Origin of the sequence: Bradyrhizobium pachyrhizi, assembly GCF_029714545.1 — a bacterium.
Lineage (GTDB): Bacteria > Pseudomonadota > Alphaproteobacteria > Rhizobiales > Xanthobacteraceae > Bradyrhizobium > Bradyrhizobium pachyrhizi.
Genome location: NZ_CP121667.1, coordinates 688,495 through 704,956 on the forward strand (window position 1 = coordinate 688,495; position 16,462 = coordinate 704,956).

The 16,462-nt window shown below is 64.8% G+C and carries 12 protein-coding genes; 4 read left to right on the forward strand and 8 right to left on the reverse strand.

What is annotated here, in order from left to right; all coding sequences use genetic code 11:
* Positions 1–138 precede the first annotated feature (138 nt).
* On the reverse strand, positions 139–1,353 hold the full coding sequence (locus tag QA639_RS03110; protein ID WP_283089140.1) for an ABC transporter substrate-binding protein: 1,215 nt from the start codon (positions 1,351–1,353) through the stop codon (positions 139–141).
* Between the two features lie 214 nt (positions 1,354–1,567).
* Here QA639_RS03110 and QA639_RS03115 point away from each other — a divergent pair, with 214 nt between their 5' ends.
* The 4 genes from QA639_RS03115 to QA639_RS03130 all read left to right on the forward strand — a co-directional run bounded on the left by QA639_RS03115 (position 1,568) and on the right by QA639_RS03130 (position 7,895).
* Positions 1,568–2,434 (forward strand): beta-keto acid cleavage family enzyme, encoded by an 867-nt coding sequence (locus QA639_RS03115; protein ID WP_283089141.1) that lies wholly within the window; start codon positions 1,568–1,570, stop codon positions 2,432–2,434.
* Between the two features lie 145 nt (positions 2,435–2,579).
* Positions 2,580–4,181 carry an AMP-binding protein gene (locus QA639_RS03120; protein WP_283089142.1) on the forward strand — a complete coding sequence of 534 codons (1,602 nt, stop codon included), beginning with the start codon at positions 2,580–2,582 and terminating at the stop codon, positions 4,179–4,181.
* Positions 4,182–4,302: 121 nt separating this feature from the next.
* Positions 4,303–5,919, forward strand: a complete 1,617-nt coding sequence (locus QA639_RS03125) for an acyl-CoA carboxylase subunit beta (protein ID WP_283089143.1) — start codon at positions 4,303–4,305, stop codon at positions 5,917–5,919.
* The gene (locus QA639_RS03130) at positions 5,916–7,895 is read left to right on the forward strand and encodes an acetyl/propionyl/methylcrotonyl-CoA carboxylase subunit alpha (protein WP_283089144.1); all 1,980 of its coding nucleotides are present in this window, start codon (positions 5,916–5,918) and stop codon (positions 7,893–7,895) included. Before QA639_RS03125 ends, QA639_RS03130 begins: the two co-directional genes overlap by 4 nt.
* A 133-nt stretch (positions 7,896–8,028) precedes the next feature.
* On the opposite strand, the gene QA639_RS03135 is transcribed toward QA639_RS03130, so the two are convergent.
* The 7 genes from QA639_RS03135 to QA639_RS03165 form a co-directional block, all read right to left on the reverse strand.
* Positions 8,029–9,021 carry an ABC transporter ATP-binding protein gene (locus QA639_RS03135; RefSeq protein ID WP_028335291.1) on the reverse strand — a complete coding sequence of 331 codons (993 nt, stop codon included), beginning with the start codon at positions 9,019–9,021 and terminating at the stop codon, positions 8,029–8,031.
* Positions 9,018–10,031, reverse strand: coding sequence for an ABC transporter ATP-binding protein (locus tag QA639_RS03140; protein ID WP_050385084.1), 1,014 nt, complete (start codon positions 10,029–10,031; stop codon positions 9,018–9,020). Before QA639_RS03140 ends, QA639_RS03135 begins: the two co-directional genes overlap by 4 nt.
* Positions 10,031–10,924, reverse strand: coding sequence for an ABC transporter permease (locus QA639_RS03145; protein WP_016848340.1), 894 nt, complete (start codon positions 10,922–10,924; stop codon positions 10,031–10,033). Before QA639_RS03145 ends, QA639_RS03140 begins: the two co-directional genes overlap by 1 nt.
* Before the next feature lie 4 nt (positions 10,925–10,928).
* Entirely contained in the window at positions 10,929–11,876 is a 948-nt protein-coding gene (locus QA639_RS03150) for an ABC transporter permease (protein WP_028335293.1), read from the reverse strand.
* Between the two features lie 36 nt (positions 11,877–11,912).
* Positions 11,913–13,508 (reverse strand): ABC transporter substrate-binding protein, encoded by a 1,596-nt coding sequence (locus QA639_RS03155; RefSeq protein WP_283089145.1) that lies wholly within the window; start codon positions 13,506–13,508, stop codon positions 11,913–11,915.
* Positions 13,509–13,862: 354 nt separating this feature from the next.
* Positions 13,863–14,750: a TauD/TfdA dioxygenase family protein gene (locus tag QA639_RS03160; protein ID WP_028335295.1), complete on the reverse strand. Its 888-nt coding sequence runs from the start codon at positions 14,748–14,750 to the stop codon at positions 13,863–13,865.
* A gap of 95 nt (positions 14,751–14,845) precedes the next feature.
* On the reverse strand, positions 14,846–16,396 hold the full coding sequence (locus tag QA639_RS03165) for an AMP-binding protein (RefSeq protein ID WP_028335296.1): 1,551 nt from the start codon (positions 16,394–16,396) through the stop codon (positions 14,846–14,848).
* Between the last annotated feature and the right edge of the window lie 66 nt (positions 16,397–16,462).

Consider the following 16,462-nt stretch of genomic DNA (forward strand, 5'->3'; position numbering starts at 1 on the left):
CGCACGGGAGCCGGGACCCATACCGCGTGATCTATCCGTGATGCGGGATGGCAGAGATCTCGTGAAGCAATTGACGGCCGTGGTTATGGGTCCCGGCTTTCGCCGGGACGACGCGTGGAATTTGGGATTCTTCTTCGGTTACAAATTCGCGCCCTGGATCACCTCGCCGAACCGCAGCCAGCCGGGACCTTCGATCCGTTGCAGCTGAAGCTGCTGCAGCGGGTGATGATTGGTCGGGCTGGTGTTGACGCGGATGCCGGGCAACAGCGTCGGAACCTCGATGTCCTTCAGGTTGTTGGCCTGCGCCATGATGTTGTCGCGCGTGAAATTGCCCTTGCATTGCTCGAGCACGATCTTCAGCACCTGCGCCACCGTGTAGGCGTAGAGGTTGTAGCCCTCCTTCGGATTGCCGTCGGGGAAGTACTTCTCCATGAAGGCGAGGAAATTCTTCACGCCGGGATCGTTGGCCCAGGCCGGGTCGGCGACGTCCTTGACATAGGCCGACGAGATCGTGCCCTGCGACTTGTCCAGGCCGACAGGCGCGATGGTCGATGAGATCGAGGCGGCGCCGCTGGCGATGAAGTGCATCGGCTTCCAGCCGAGCTCATAGATCTTGCGGATCGACTGTGCACAGAACTTTGCCGTGGTGCCGGAGATCAGCACATCTGGGCTTGCGCCGCGCAGCGCAACGATCTGGGAATCGATCGTGGGATCGGTAACCTCGTGCGAGGCCACCACGGCCGCGGTCGCGAACCGCTCGCCGAGCACGTCCTTGGCCCCGGCGACGAAATCCTTGCCGAGGTCGTCGTTCTGGTAGAGCACCGCGAATTTCGCGTTCTTGTTCTGGCTCAGTGCATATTTGACGAACACCTGGGCCTCGGTCCGCGCGCTCGGCGCAAAGCCCATGGTCCAGGGATAGGTCTTGTAGTCGCCCCATTTGTCGCCATTCACCGACAGGAACAGATGCGGCACCTTGGCGGCGTTGATGTATTTGACGACCGACGAGTTCGGCGCGGTGCCGAGCATGTTGAACAGGAAGGCGACATTGTCGCTTTCGATCAGGCGGCGCACTTGCTCGACTGTCTTCGCCGGATTGAACGCGTCGTCGTAGTAGATGTACTTGATCTGCCGGCCGGCGATGCCGCCCTGCTCGTTCAGCATCTTGAAATAGGCTTCCTGGCAGCGCGCCTGCACGCCGAGCGCGGACACCGGGCCGCTCAGGGAGGTGGTGCTGCCGATCCTGATCTCGGTCGCGGTGACGCCTGGTGTGTCGTCGGCCAGCGAAGGCTTAAGACCCGCGACCGCGGCAAGTCCCGCGCCGGTGAGCCATGTGCGCCGGTTGATCGAGACCATGACGTTCTCCCCGTGATGCCGGCTTGTTGCGCCGCTTCTGCTTGGCAGTAAGGTTAGGCGTGACGCGGGCGTCGCGTCTTGTGTTAACCGGCTGGCGACGGATTGTGCCGTGAGCACATCCACTTAGCCAGTCAACGCAAGATGGCGCGAAGGCAAAGTTCTCATCATGGCGAAATCGGCAGCGCATGTGCGCTGCAAAGCGGACAAGAGACTCATGAGCGACAAGGCCGTCATCACCTGCGCGCTGAACGGCGTGCTTACCGACCCGAAGCAGCACAACGTTCCGGTGACGCCGGAACAGATGGCGCGCGAGGCCAAGGCCGCGTTCAGCGCCGGCGCCAGCATCATGCACATCCATCTGCGGCAGCAGGAGCCGAACAAGGGCCACCTGCCGTCATGGGATGTCAGCGTCAGCAAGGAGATCCAGCAGGCAATCCGCGAGGCCTGCCCGGGCGTGATCATCAACCACACCACCGGCACCTCGGGCCCAAACTACCAGGGCGCGCTCGATTGCGTGCGCGAGACCAGGCCCGAGATCGCCGCCTGCAATGCCGGCTCGCTGAATTATCTCAAGGTGAAGGCCGACAACACCTGGGCCTGGCCGCCGATGATGTTCGATAACGCCGTCGAGAAGGTGCAGGACTATCTCGACGTGATGAAGGTGGCCGGCACCATTCCCGAATTCGAGTGCTTCGATGTCGGCATCGTGCGTTGCGTCGGGATGTATCGGCAGACCGGGATGTATTCCGGGCCGCTCGAATACAATTTCGTCATGGGCGTCGCCTCGGGCATGCCGGCCGATCCGGAGCTGTTGCCGATCCTGTTGAAGCTGAAGGCGCCGGAGGCGCATTGGCAAGTCACCGCGATCGGCCGTGCCGAGATCTGGCCGCTGCATCAGCGCGCCGCCGACCTCGGCGGCCATCTGCGCAGCGGGCTGGAGGATACATTCTATCTCGGCGACGGCACCAAGGTGACGTCGAACGGGCAGCTCGTCGAAGGGCTCGCCGCCTGCGCACGCCGCGCCGGTCGCGAGATCGCGAGCCCGGCGGAAGCGCGGCAGATTTTCGGGGTGAGGCACTAGGGCCACGACAGCCGTCATTGCGAGCGCAGCGAAGCAATCCATCTTGCCGTTTGGAAAGTATGGATTGCTTCGTCGCTTCAGCGCAAAATTGCTTTGCAATTGTGTCGCGAGCTCCTCGCAATGACGGTTGATAGGAGAACCAAGCATGGACAATCTCGCAGCAACCGGCGGCGTCACCGGGCCGGGCCGCATCGGGCGGATCGCGATCGGCGATCTCTTGAAGCGCGCCGCGCGGCGATTTCCGGATCGTATCGCACTGACCGACGGCGGCAGGCAGGTCACCTTCACCGAGCTCGAGCGCGACGCCAATCGCTTCGCCAATCATCTGGTGCAGCGCGGGCTGAAGCCGGGCGAGAAGATCTCGACCATTTGCAACAACTCCGTCGAATTCGTCAAAGCGCTGTTCGGTATTCACCGCGCCGGGCTGGTCTGGGTGCCCATCAACACCATGCTCGGACCGGCTGATATGGACTACATCCTCGGCCATGCCGGGGTGCGTTTCGCCGTCATCGACGACGCCCTTCATGCCCAGGCCGACCGCCGCGCCGCGCTGGAAGCGCGCGGCATGGAGATGATCGCGATCGACCTGACCGGCAATGCCGGCAAGACCGGATTGCAGGAGTTCAACGGTCTGCTGGAGGGACAGTCCGATATTGAGCCTGACATCGAGATCAACGACCGCGACCTCGCGATGATCATCTATACGTCAGGCACCACCTCGCGGCCGAAGGGCGCGATGCATTGCCACCTCGCCGTGGTCATGGCCGTGATGAGCAACTGCATCGAGATGCAGCTCTCGCGCGATGACGGGATCACCGGGCAGTTTCCGCTGTTCCACTGCGCCGGCCACGTGCTGCTGCTCAGCTATCTCTCGGTCGGCGGTCGCATGGCGCTGATGCGCGGCTTCGATCCGGTTGCCTGCATGGAGGCGATCGTCCGCGATAAGCTCACCGTGTTTGTCGGCCTGTCCTTGATGTATCAGGCGATCCTCGATCATCCGCGCCGCCGCGACTACGACCTGTCGGGTCTGCGCTGCTGCATCTACACCATGGCGCCGATGGGCAAGCCGCTGCTCGAGCGCGCCATCGCCGATCTCTGTCCGAACTTCGTGCTGTCCAGCGGCCAGACCGAGATGTATCCGGCGACGACGATGTCCCGCCCGGAGGTGCAGCTCGACCGCTTCGGCAACTATTGGGGCGAATCGCTGATCGTCAACGAGACCGCGATCATGGACGACAATGGCAACCTGCTGCCGCGTGGCGAGATCGGCGAGCTGGTGCATCGCGGGCCCAATGTGATGATGGGCTACTACAAGGACCCCAAATCGACCGAGGAGGCGCGCAAGTTCGGCTGGCACCACACCGGCGATCTTGCCCTGATCGACGGCAATGGCGAGGTGCTGTTCCTCGATCGCAAGAAGGATATGATCAAGTCGGGCGGCGAGAACGTTGCCTCCGTCAAGATCGAGGAGACGTTGCTGGCGCACCCCGCCGTGCAGAACGCCGCCGTGGTCGGCCTGCCGCATCCGCAATGGGGCGAAGCGGTCTCCGCCTTCGTCAAGCTGAAACCCGGCGCGGTGGCCGACGAGGCCGGCATCGAGGCGCATTGCAGAAAGCACCTCGGCGGCTTCCAGGTGCCGAAGCTGGTGCGTATCCTCGATGAGATGCCGATGACCGCGACCGGCAAGCTGCGCAAGGTCGAGCTGCGGCAGCAGTATGGCGAGTATTTCACGGAGAAGCGCGCGTGATGTCTGCTTTTTCCCTGTCATTCCGGGGCGCGCGTAGCGCGAACCCGGAATCTCGCGCAACGACTTCTGGATTCCGGGTTCGATGCTCCGCATCGCCCCGGAATGACGGATAGGGTTAGTCATGGCCATCATCGAGAACACGATTTCCACCGGCAGCGCCGCCTTCCAGGGCAATCGCGACGGCATGCTGGCGCTGATCGCCCAGATGCGGGCCCTGGAGGAGCGGACGCGCGCCGCCTCCGCCGCGGCAAAGGACCGCTTCCACAAGCGCGGCCAGCTGTTGCCGCGCGAGCGCGTCGCGCTGGTGCTCGATCCCGGCTCGTCGTTCCTCGAACTGTCGACGCTCGCCGGCTACATGTTCGACGTGGCGGATGCGGACAAGAGCGTGCCCGGCGGCGGACTGGTCGCCGGCATCGGCTTCGTCTCCGGCATCCGCTGCATGGTCAGCGCCAATGATGCCGGCATCGACGCGGGCGCATTGCAGCCTTACGGCCTCGACAAGACGCTGCGGGTGCAGGAGCTCGCGCTGGAGAACAAGCTGCCCTATGTGCAGCTGGTCGAGAGCGCCGGCGCCAACCTGCTGCGCTACCGCGTCGAGGACTTCGTCCGTGGCGGCAACATCTTCCGCAATCTTGCGCGGCTGTCGGCGGCGGGGCTTCCTGTCGTCACCGTCACCCACGGCTCCTCAACCGCGGGCGGCGCCTACCAGACCGGTCTCTCCGACTATATCGTGATGGTGCGCGGCCGCACCCGCGCCTTCCTTGCCGGGCCGCCTCTGCTCAAGGCCGCCACCGGCGAGATTGCGACTGAGGAAGAGCTCGGCGGCGCCGAGATGCACACCTCGATCTCGGGCCTTGGCGATTATCTCGCCGAGGACGACCGCGACGCACTGCGCATCGCGCGCGACATCATGACCAAGTTGCCTTGGGACCGGCCGACACCGGCGCCGGCCGCGTTCAAGCCGCCGCGCTATGACGCCGAGGAACTGCTCGGCATCATGCCGATGGACCACAAGCGTCCCGTCGACATGCGCCAGGCGATCGCGCGCTTCATCGACGATTCCGACTTCACCGAGTTCGGCGCCAATTACGGCCCGGCGACGGTATGCGGCCACGCGCGCATCGAGGGGCAGGCGATCGGCATCATCACCAACAACGGCCCGCTCGATGTGCCCGGCGCGAACAAGGCGACGCATTTCATTCAGGCCTGCTGCCAGTCGCGCACGCCGATCCTCTACATGAACAACACCACCGGCTACATGGTGGGCCGCGCCTATGAAGAGGCCGGCATGATCAAGCACGGCTCCAAGATGATCCAGGCGGTGACCTCGGCGACGGTGCCGCAGATCACGCTGTATTGCGGCGCCTCGTTCGGCGCCGGCAACTACGGCATGTGCGGCCGCGGCTTTCACCCGCGCTTCTGCTTCTCCTGGCCCAACGCCAAGACCGCCGTGATGGGCGGCGAGCAGGCCGCCGAAACCATGGCGATCGTGACTGAGGCTGCCGCCGCGCGGCGCGGCAAGCCGATCGAGAAGGAGAAGCTGGACGCGATGAAGGCGCAGATCACCGGCGTGTTCGACAGCCAGATGGACGTGTTCTCGACCAGCGCCCGCGTGCTCGACGACGGCGTGATCGATCCGCGCGATACGCGGACGGTGCTGTCAGAGGTGCTTTCGATCTGTCGCGAGGCCAAGGCCCGCAGCCCGCAGCGCATGCAGTTCTCGGTGGCGCGGCCATGAGCGGGGCAATCGTGAAGCGGACGTCGTTCTTCAAGATCCTGATCGCCAATCGCGGCGAGATCGCGCTGCGCATCATGCGATCGGCACGGCGGCTCGGCCATGGCGTCGTCGCCGTCTATTCGGACGCCGACCGCGACGCGCTGCATGTGCGTGAGGCCGATCAGGCGGTGCGGATCGGCGAGGCGCTGCCGGCACAATCCTATCTGAAGATCGACGCGATCATCGCCGCCGCCAAGGCGAGCGGTGCCGGCGCGGTGCATCCCGGCTATGGCTTCCTCGCCGAGAACGAGGATTTTGCGCAGGCTTGCCGCGATGCGGGTCTGGTGTTCATCGGTCCGTCGCCGGAAGCGATCCTTGCGATGGGCAACAAGGCCGGCGCCAAGGAGATCATGCGCGAGGCCGGTGTGCCTTGCGTGCCCGGCTATCAGGGCGCCGACCAGAGCGATGCCGTGATGCTGGCGGAAGCCAGGGCCATTGGTTTTCCGGTCATGATCAAGGCTGTCGCCGGCGGCGGCGGCCGCGGCATGCGGCTGGTCGAGGACGCGGCGGCATTTCCGGATGCGCTGCGCAGCGCGCGGTCGGAGGCGCAGGGTGCGTTCGGCGATCCCACCGTCATTTTGGAGCGCGCGATCGTCAATCCCCGCCACATCGAGATCCAGGTGTTCGGCGACCGCCATGGCAACGCCATCCATCTCGGCGAGCGCGATTGCTCGGTGCAGCGGCGGCACCAGAAGCTGGTCGAGGAGGCGCCGTCGCCGGCGGTGACGCCGGAGCTGCGCGTGCGGATGGGTGCGGTCGCGGTGCAGGCGGTCAAGGCGATCGGCTACGAGGGTGCGGGCACGCTGGAATTCCTGCTCGATCGCGCCGGCAATTTCTACTTTATGGAGATGAACACGCGGCTGCAGGTCGAGCATCCCGTCACCGAGGCGATCACCGGGCTCGATCTGGTCGAATTGCAGCTGCGCGTCGCCAGCGGCGCGCCGCTCGGCTTGACCCAGGAGGACGTCACGCTCTCTGGCCATGCCATCGAGGTCCGACTCTGCTCGGAGGATGCCGCGCACGATTTCATGCCGCAATCCGGCCGGATGGCGCGGTGGCAGATGCCCGACGGCATCCGCGTCGAGCACGCGCTGCAGTCCGGCTCGGAGATTCCGCCGTTCTACGATTCGATGATCGCCAAGGTCATCAGCCATGGCACGACCCGCGATGAGGCGCGCGGCAAGCTGATCTGCGCCCTGGAGGACGTCACGGCCTTCGGCGTCACCACCAACCAGGGCTTCCTGATCGACTGCCTGCGTCATCCGGTCTTTGCCAGGGGCGAGGCGACCACCGCCTTCATCGGCGACAACCGCGATGCGCTGCTGGCGCCGCGGCCGGATCGCGGCAGCGACCTCGCGCTTGCGGCGCTGCTGCTCTACGTCACCAATCCGCACGCCCCGCCATGGCAGCGTGGCCGATCGCTGGCCGCGACGTTCCCGCTCGGCTTGCGGATTGATCTCGGTCACGGCGTGCAGGAGATCGAGATCGTCCGCGAGCGCGACGGCAGTTACATCGCGGCTCGTAATGGCGACCGGTTCTGCTTCGCGATCGACGAGCTTAGTCAAGATAGCATCCGCTTCCACCACGCTGGGGTGATGGAGCATGCCCAATTCCTGCGCGATGGCGACCGGCTCCATATCCTGCATCGCGGCGTCACGTTGTCGGTCCGCGATCTCACGCTGGCGCCGCCGGAGAGTGCGTCAGCTGCCGGAGGCGACGGCAAGGTCCGCGCCGCCATGAACGGCCGGGTCGTCGCGGTGCTGGTGAAGCCGGGCGACAAGGTCGCGGCCGGCCAGCCGGTGATGACCCTGGAAGCGATGAAGATGGAGCACGTCCACACCGCCGGCGTCGCGGGCACGGTGTCGTCGATCGATGTCGCCGAGGGCGAGCAGGTGATCACGGGAAAGATCGTGGTGGAGATCGAGGCCGCCGCATAACCGCTGTCGTCCCGGCGCAGGCCGGGACCCATAACCACCGAAGCTGATCGTTGGAGCGCGCTGGGCCACAGCGCGGCGCAACAGCGAACATTTGTGGTTATGGGTCTCTGCTTTCGCAGGGACGACGGGAAGGTTATTCCTCGCGCCCCGTCCCGTCATTCAGCCAGCACGCGACCTGATGCACCGGGCCGGCCGCCTGCAGCGCCGGGCGTTCGATCTTGCAGCGATCCATTGCGTAACGGCAGCGGGTGTGGAAGGCGCAGCCTGAAGGTGGATTGATCGGGCTCGGGACATCGCCGTCGATCAGGGGGGCGGTGCGTTTCGCCTTCGGGTCGGCGATCGGCACCGAGGCGAGCAGTGCCTGGGTGTAGGGATGGCGCGGATTGGCGAACAGCTCGTGCTTGTCGGCGATCTCGACGATGCGGCCAAGATACATCACGGCGACACGGTGGCTGATATGGGCGACCACCGCGAGATCGTGCGCGATGAACAGGTAGGAGAAGTTCTGCTTGCGCTGCAGGTCGATCAGCAGATTGATCACCTGCGCCTGGATCGAGACGTCGAGCGCGGAGACCGGCTCGTCGCAGACGATCAGCCGCGGCCCGAGCGACAGCGCACGCGCGATGCAGATGCGCTGGCGCTGGCCGCCGGAGAACTGGTGCGGGAAATTCTTCATCTGGTCGGGCCGGAGGCCGACCTGCTGGAACAGTTCCGCGACGCGCTCCTGCTTCTTCGCGCCGGTCGCGAGGCCATGCACAATGAGGGGCTCGCCGACGATGTCACCGGCCGTCATGCGCGGATTGAGCGAGGCGAACGGATCCTGGAACACGATCTGCATCGAGCGCCGGTACGGTCGCAGCGCGGTCTTGCTGAGCGACGCGATGTCCTCGCCATCCAGCTTGATGGCGCCGCTGGTCGGCTCGACCAGCCGCAGCACGGTGCGCGCCACCGTCGACTTGCCGCAGCCGGATTCCCCGACCAGCCCGAGCGTCTCGCCGGCGCCAAGCGCGAAGCTGACGCCGTCGACCGCATGCACGGTGCCGACCTGCCGGCGCAGCACACCGCCGCGCACCGCGTAGTGCTTGACGAGGTCGGTCACCTCGAGGAGCGGGCGCTGCTCGGTCATGACGCCTCCGCTATCTCGCCGGCGCGCCAGCACGCCGCCCAGTGATTGCTCTTGGTCTCGTCGAGCGGCGGATATTCCTGACGGCAGCGGTCGACTGCGAGCTTGCAGCGCGGTGCGAAGGCGCAGCCGGGCGGCAGCTTGGTCAGCGACGGCACCATGCCGGGGATTTCGACCAGCCGGACGTCCTCTCTCGCGTCGGGCGAGGGCACCGCCGGGATCGAGGCCATCAGCCCGCGGGTGTAGGGATGCAGCGGCGTCTCGAACAAGGATTCAACCGTCGCCTCCTCGACCTTCTTGCCGGCATACATCACGATCACGCGCTGCGCGGTCTGCGCGACGACGCCGAGGTCGTGGGTGATCAGGATCAGCCCGGTGCCGAGCCGCTGCTGCAGATCGACGATCAGCGCCAGGATCTGCGCCTGGATGGTGACGTCGAGCGCCGTGGTCGGCTCGTCCGCGATCAGGAGCGCCGGCCGGCACGCCAGCGCCATCGCAATCATGGCGCGCTGGCGCATGCCGCCGGACAGCTGATGCGGATATTCCTGCGCGCGGCGCTCCGGCTCCGGAATGCGCACCAGCCGCAGCATGTCGACGGCCTGCTTCCAGGCCTCCTTGCTGCTCACCTTCTGGTGCAGCCGCACCGCCTCGATGATCTGGTCGCCGATCCGCATCACCGGATTGAGCGAGGTCATCGGCTCCTGGAAGATCATCGAGATGCGGTTGCCCCTGATGTCACGCATCGCGGCATCGTCGAGCTTCAACAAATCGGTGCCCTCGAGCGTCACCGAGCCGCCGACGATGCGGCCGGGCGGATCGGGCACCAGCCGCATGATCGATAGCGCGCTGACGCTCTTGCCGCAGCCGGATTCGCCGACGATCGCCAGCGTTTCGCCGCGGCGGACCGAGAACGAGACATCGTCGACCGCGCGGAACAGGCCGGAGTTGGTGAAGAACACCGTTTGCAGGTTTTTCACCTCGAGAACCGTATCGAGCGTCTTGGTCTCGCGCATCAGCCGCGCTGCCTCGGATCGAGAATGTCGCGTAGCGCGTCGCCGAACAGATTGGTGCCGAACACCGCGAGGCTGATCGCAATGCCGGGGAAGATCACCAGCCACGGCGCGGTGCGGACATATTCGGCGGCGGATTCCGACAGCATGCGACCCCAGGACGGATAAGGCTCGGGGATGCCGAGGCCAAGGAACGACAGCGACGCTTCGGTCAGGATGGTCGAGCCGAGCTGCGCGGTGGCGAGCACGATCAGCGGCGCGATGGTGTTGGGCAGCACGTGGCGCAGCGCAATCCGCATCTCGCTCATGCCGATCGATTTGGCCGCCTCCACGAACGGCTGCTCGCGCAGCGCCAGCGTGTTGGCGCGGATCACGCGCGCGACCGTCGGGATCAGGGGAATTGCGATCGCCAGGATCACGTTCGGCAGGGAGGGACCGAGCGCCGCGGTCATGACGAGTGCAAGCACCAAGAGTGGCAGCGATTGCAGGATGTCGGTCACCCGCTGGAACACGAGATCGACCCAGCCGGAGAGATAGCCGGAGGCGAGGCCCACGATCACGCCGAGCGTGGCGCCGAGCGTCGTCGAGCCGATGCCGACCGCAAGCGAGATCCGCGCACCATGGATGATGCGGCTCCAGACGTCGCGGCCGAAGGAGTCGGTGCCGAACCAGTGCAGTGCGGACGGCGCAGCCAGCCGGTGGGCGGAATCGACGCTGAGCGGATCGTAGCGGCTGATGACGTTCGCGAAGATCGCGGTCAGCACGAACAGCAGCATGATGACGAGGCCGACCGTGCCGAGCACGTGGCGCTGCGCGAGGAACGCAAACCGTCCCCAGCCACCGGTGGCGTTGGCCCCGGCACGTCGCAATTCGCTGTCGAAGTTGATTGTTGCCAAGCGCTCAGTCTCCAAACCGGATACGCGGGTCGATTGCCGCATAGAGCATGTCGACGATGAAGTTCACCACCACCACGACGACGGCGATGAACATCACGAGGTTCTGCACGATCGGGTAGTCACGCCAGCGCAGCGCCTCGACCAGGAAGCGGGCGATGCCGGGGATGTTGAACACGGTCTCGGTGACGATAAGCCCGCCGATCAGGAACGCGGCCTCGATGCCGATCACGGTGATGACCGGCAGCACCGCGTTCTTCAGTGCGTGGTGATAGTTCACGGAGGCCTCGGAGGCGCCCTTCGCACGCGCGGTGCGGATATAGTCCTGGCGCAGGATCTCCAGCATCGAGGAACGGGTGATGCGCATGGTGAGTGCCGCGCTGCGGAAGCCGACCGCCATCGCCGGCACGGCATAGATGGTCAGCGCCTCGAGCCAGGTTTTCGGGTTCGGATTGAAGATCGGCATGGTGCCGAACAGCGAGACCGAGGCCATCAAGATCAGGAGGCCGAGCCAGAAAGACGGCAGCGACAGGCCGCTGAGGCTGACGACGCGCAGCGCATAATCGAGCCTTGAGCCCTGGTGGACGGCGCTGATGACACCGAGCGGAATGCCGATCGAGGCGGAGAACAATAGCGCCAGTCCGGCAAGCCGCGCCGTGATCGGAATCCGCGGCAGGATTTCCTCCAGCGCCGGCTTTTCCGAGACGTAGGAATAGCCGAGGTCGCCGTGCAGCAGGCCGCCGATCCAGTGCAGATACTGGATTACGATCGGCTGGCTGAGGCCAAGCTCGCGCTCGAGATTGGCCTTGTCGGCGGGGTCGACGAAGCCCGCGGCGTCGAACAGGATGTCGACGATGTTGCCGGGAACGACGCGCAGCAGCACGAAGATGATGACCGAGATCCCGAACAGGGTCACCAGCATCAGGAACAGCCGCCGCACGATATAGGCAAACACCCTGGCTTTTCTCCCTGATCCCGTCCGTATCCAGACCTACTTGTCCAGCCAGACGTCTTCGTAACGATAGCCGTTATAGGAGCTGTTGGACATGATCGTGACATTCTTCACGTAAGGCTGCCAGCAGGTGCCGGTGCGGGCATGGAAGATGATCGGCCGCGCGACGTCTTCCTGCAGCTTCTTGTCGATCTCCCAGACCAGCTTCTTGCGCTTGTCGACGTTGGTCTCTTCCGACTGCTGGTCGAACAGCTTCTCGATCTCCTTGTTGCAATAGTTGGTGTAGTTCCGCTCCGAGCCGCAGGCATAGTTCTCGTAAAAGGACTGGTCGGGCTCGTCGACGGCATTGCCTGTGAGGTTGAGGCCGAGCGAATAGTCCTTGCGGGCGATCTTCGGGAACCATTGCGCGGTGTCGACGACGTCGAGCTCGGCGTCGATGTAGATGCTCTTGATCTGGTCGATCAGGATGATCGCGGGATCGCGATAGACGGCGATGTTGCGGGTCGAGACCTTGATCTGCAGGTGCTTGTCCGGGCCATAACCCGCCTTCTGCATCAGCTTGCGGGCTTCCTCGCGGTTCTTCTCGATGTCGGGACCGTAGCCGGGGATCTGCTCCAGCATGTCCTTCGGCATCGCCCACAGCCCGTCCGGTGCCGGCTCCATGGTACCGCCGATGTCGCCCTGGCCCTCGAACATGATCTGGATGAATGCCTTGCGGTCGAGCGCCAACGCCAGGGCGCGGCGGATGTCGAGATTGTCGAAGGGCGGCGCGGTCGAATTGATGATGATGTTGGTGGAGACGTTGTTCGGTTCCACCACGCAGGCCGCATTGGGCGCCTGCGACTTGACGTCCTTGAGCAGCGGGATCGAGACCTCGGTCGGGAACGTCATGTCGAACTTGCCGGAGACGAAGCCGAGGATCGCGGTCGAGCGGTTCGGGATGATGGTGAACTCGATACCGTCAAGATAAGGCAGGCCTTTCTTGAAGTAATCCGGGTTCTTGGTGAGCTTGATCGATTCGTTGGCCTTGAACTCGACGAACTTGAACGGGCCGGTGCCGACCGGCTTGGTGCGCATCTCGGCCGGCGACACATGGCAGGGATAGACCGGCGAATAGCCCGAGGCGAGCAGCGACAGCAGCGCCGGCTGCGGCCGCTTCAGCTTGAACGACGCCTCATAGTCGCCGTTGGTCGTGACCTCCTCGACCTGCTCGTACCAGGACTTGCGCGGATTCTGCCGGAACTTCTGCTGCGACTTGCCCATCAGCATGTCGAAGGTGCATTTGACGTCGGCGGCGGTGAACGGCTTGCCGTCGTGCCATTTCACGTCCTTGCGCAGCTTGAAGGTCAGCGTCTTGTTGTCGCCGCTCCAGGCCCAGCTTTCCGCAAGCTCGGGCCGGATCGTGCTGGCGCTGTTCTGGGCGATGTGCTGGTCGAAGATGACGAGGTTGTTGAAGATCGGCATGAACGGAACGTTCAGCGAATAGGTTGCGCCCTCGTGGATCGAGGCGCTGCCGGGGCTGTCGCGGTGATAGATCCTGAAGATGCCGCCCGGTTTCGGCTCGGCTGCGCGTGAAACGTCGCTGATGATCAGCACAGACAACACCGCGACGGCCAGCGCTTGCACGCTCCGCATGGTCCCCTCCCACATTTCGGTCTCAATGGCCGATTGGCATCGACGATACCACGGTGAGGCTGTCGGGCAACCAGCGAGGATCGCGTGGGGATTGGCAATTCGGATGACGCCAGGACATTAAAATTTCCACGGATCGGGAATAATGGCTGTGATGGCAGGGAACCTGGGTTGTTTTGCTATGCAGCGGTGAAACTCCGTTTGATTCGGTTGCCGACGCCGATGCGGGCGGGTGAAGCGGGCTGCAATCAGCGACAGTATGTCGCCGACGTGTCGCACAATTTCTTCTTCCGTCATCCTGAGGTACGAGCGGAGCGAGCCTCGAAGGATGACGGTGAAGCGGCATCACCATTCACCTCACTCCGCCGCCTGCGGCGAGGGCAGGTGCATGTTGGCGACGCCATCGGCCGCGGTCGCCGAGATCGTGGTGCGAATCATCAGGCGGCCCTCATGCGCCGGCCAGGGGCGGCCGCGATGCATGGTGGCGCGGTTGTCCCACATCACGACGTCGCCCTGCTTCCATTGATGCAGATAGCTGACGCCGGGCGCGGTCGCGGCTTCGGTCAATTGCTCGATCAGCGCCTTGCCGGCCTCGGCATCCATGCCCTCGACGCCATAGGCGTGGGAGGCGAGATACAGCGCGCCACGGCCGTTGACGGGATTGCGCCAGACCATGCGCCAGCACACCGGCGGCAGCGCGTCGACCTCTTCAGTCGTTGCGAGGCCGGTCGCCACCTTGCTGCGCGAATGCGCGTAGGAGTGCCAGGCGAACGAGTTCTCCAGCCGTTTTGCCGTGTCCTTGTCGAGCCGCTCGAAGGCAAGCCGCATCGAGACGAATTCGGTCTCGCCGCCATGTTCGGGAATGATGCGGGCGGACAGGATCGAGGTCAGCGCCGGCACGCGCTTGAAGGAGGAATCGGTGTGCCAGAGCTGGTTGGCCCTGGCGCGCAGCTGCTGCCGGTGATCGGATGGAACCACCTTGCCGTCAGGCCCGAAGGTCGAGAGGATCACGAAATGCGAGCCGGTGCCCATCGAGCCCACCTTGGTCACCTCGGGCGGGCCGAAGCGGCGCGAGAAGGCGAGCTGGATGTCGTCGCTGACGTCCTGGCCGCGGAACACCAGCACCGAATGTTCCTCGAACGCCGCGCGCACCGCCGCATAGGCGGCATCGCTGGCGGCAACGTCCGACAGCGTGACGCCGCGCAGCTCGGCACCGAAGCCAGGTTTCAGCGGGATCACTTCCATCGCAAGTCCTCCCTTTTCTTTGTCGTTGCCGCAAGCCTAGGACAGTGGCGCGACAGCGGCAAATTCGTCATGCGCGGAGCTGATCCGCATATCCGTCACACGATCCGCGAGGTCTTGTTGCCCCAATAGCGGTCACGCAGCAGGCGCTTGTAGAGCTTGCCGGTCGGCAGCCGCGGCAGCTCGGCCTCGAAATCCACCGAGCGCGGCACCTTCTGGCGCGACAGCGAGTCGGCGCAGAACGCGATCAGTTCCTCGGCGAGCTCCGGCCCCGGCGCGATGCCGTCGACCGGCTGCACCACCGCCTTCACTTCCTCGCCGAGGTCGACATTGGGTACGCCGAACACCGCGGCGTCGGCGACCTTGGGGTGAGTGATCAAGAGATTCTCGCATTCCTGCGGATAGATGTTCACGCCGCCGGAGATGATCATGAAGGTGGCGCGATCGGTGAGATAGAGGAAGTTGTCGTCGTCGACGTAGCCGACGTCGCCGACCGTGCTCATGCTGCCGTCGGCCGAGCGCGCCTCGCTGGTCTTGGCGGGGTCGTTGAAATATTCGAATGGCGTCGCGGTCTTGAACCACACGGTGCCCGGCGTTCCCTTGGGGCAGGGCTGCATGTTCTCGTCGAGGATGTGCAAATCGCCGAGCAGGACCCTGCCGACGGTGCCGCGATGCGCGAGCCACTCCTCGCTGTTGCAGGCGGTGAAGCCGAGGCCCTCGGTCGCGCCGTAATATTCGTGGATGATGGGACCCCACCATTTGATCATGTCGTCCTTGACCAGCGCCGGGCAGGGCGCGGCGGCATGGATCGCGATCTCGAGGGTCGACAGATCGTAGCGGGCACGAACCTCCTCGGGCAGCTTCAGCAGACGCGAGAACATGGTCGGCACCAGCTGGCTGTGGGTGATGCCCCATTCTTCGACCAGCTGCAGATAGCGCTCCGGGTCGAAGCTCTCCATGATGACGACCGTGCCGCCCATCCGGATGGTGAGATTGACCGCGGCCTGCGGCGCCGAGTGGTAGAGCGGCGCCGGCGAGAGGTAGACCATGCCCTCGCGGTAGTGCCAGAGCTTGGTCAGGAAATCGAACAGCGGCAGGTTCTGCGACGGTGGTTGCTCCGGCAGCGGCCGCACGATGCCCTTGGGCCGGCCGGTCGTGCCGGAGGAATACAGCATCGCGGTGCCGGCAAATTCGTCCGCGATCGGCGTTGCCGGCAGGCCTGCAGTCGCCTCTCGCAGCCCGACAATGCGATCGCTCTCGCTTTCGCCGTCGACCACGATGCAGAGCTCGACCTGCGGACACTCCTTCAGCGCCTCGCGCGCGATGTCGAGCTTCAGCTTCGAGGTGATCAGGACTCGCGACTGGCTGTTGGTCAGGATGTAGGCGAGCTCGCCCGCGGTGAGGTAGGAGTTGACGCAGGTGAAGTAGAGCCCGGCGCGCTCGCCGGCGCTGCAGGCCTCAAGGTAGCGATTGTTGTTCTCCATGAAGATCGAATAATGGTCGAGCCGCCGCAGCCCCTGCTTGCGGAACAGATGCGCGAGCCGGTTGGAGCGCGCCTCGAGTTCACGATAGGTGACGGTCTCGCCGGTCCCGGCCATGATGAAGGCGGGTTGCAGCGGGCGCAGGTAGGCATGCTTGCCGGTGTACATCGAACTCCAGATCCCCCTTGATCGTGCTTGTTCTCGTTTGACGCGTTTTTTCACGCGAACCGGTAC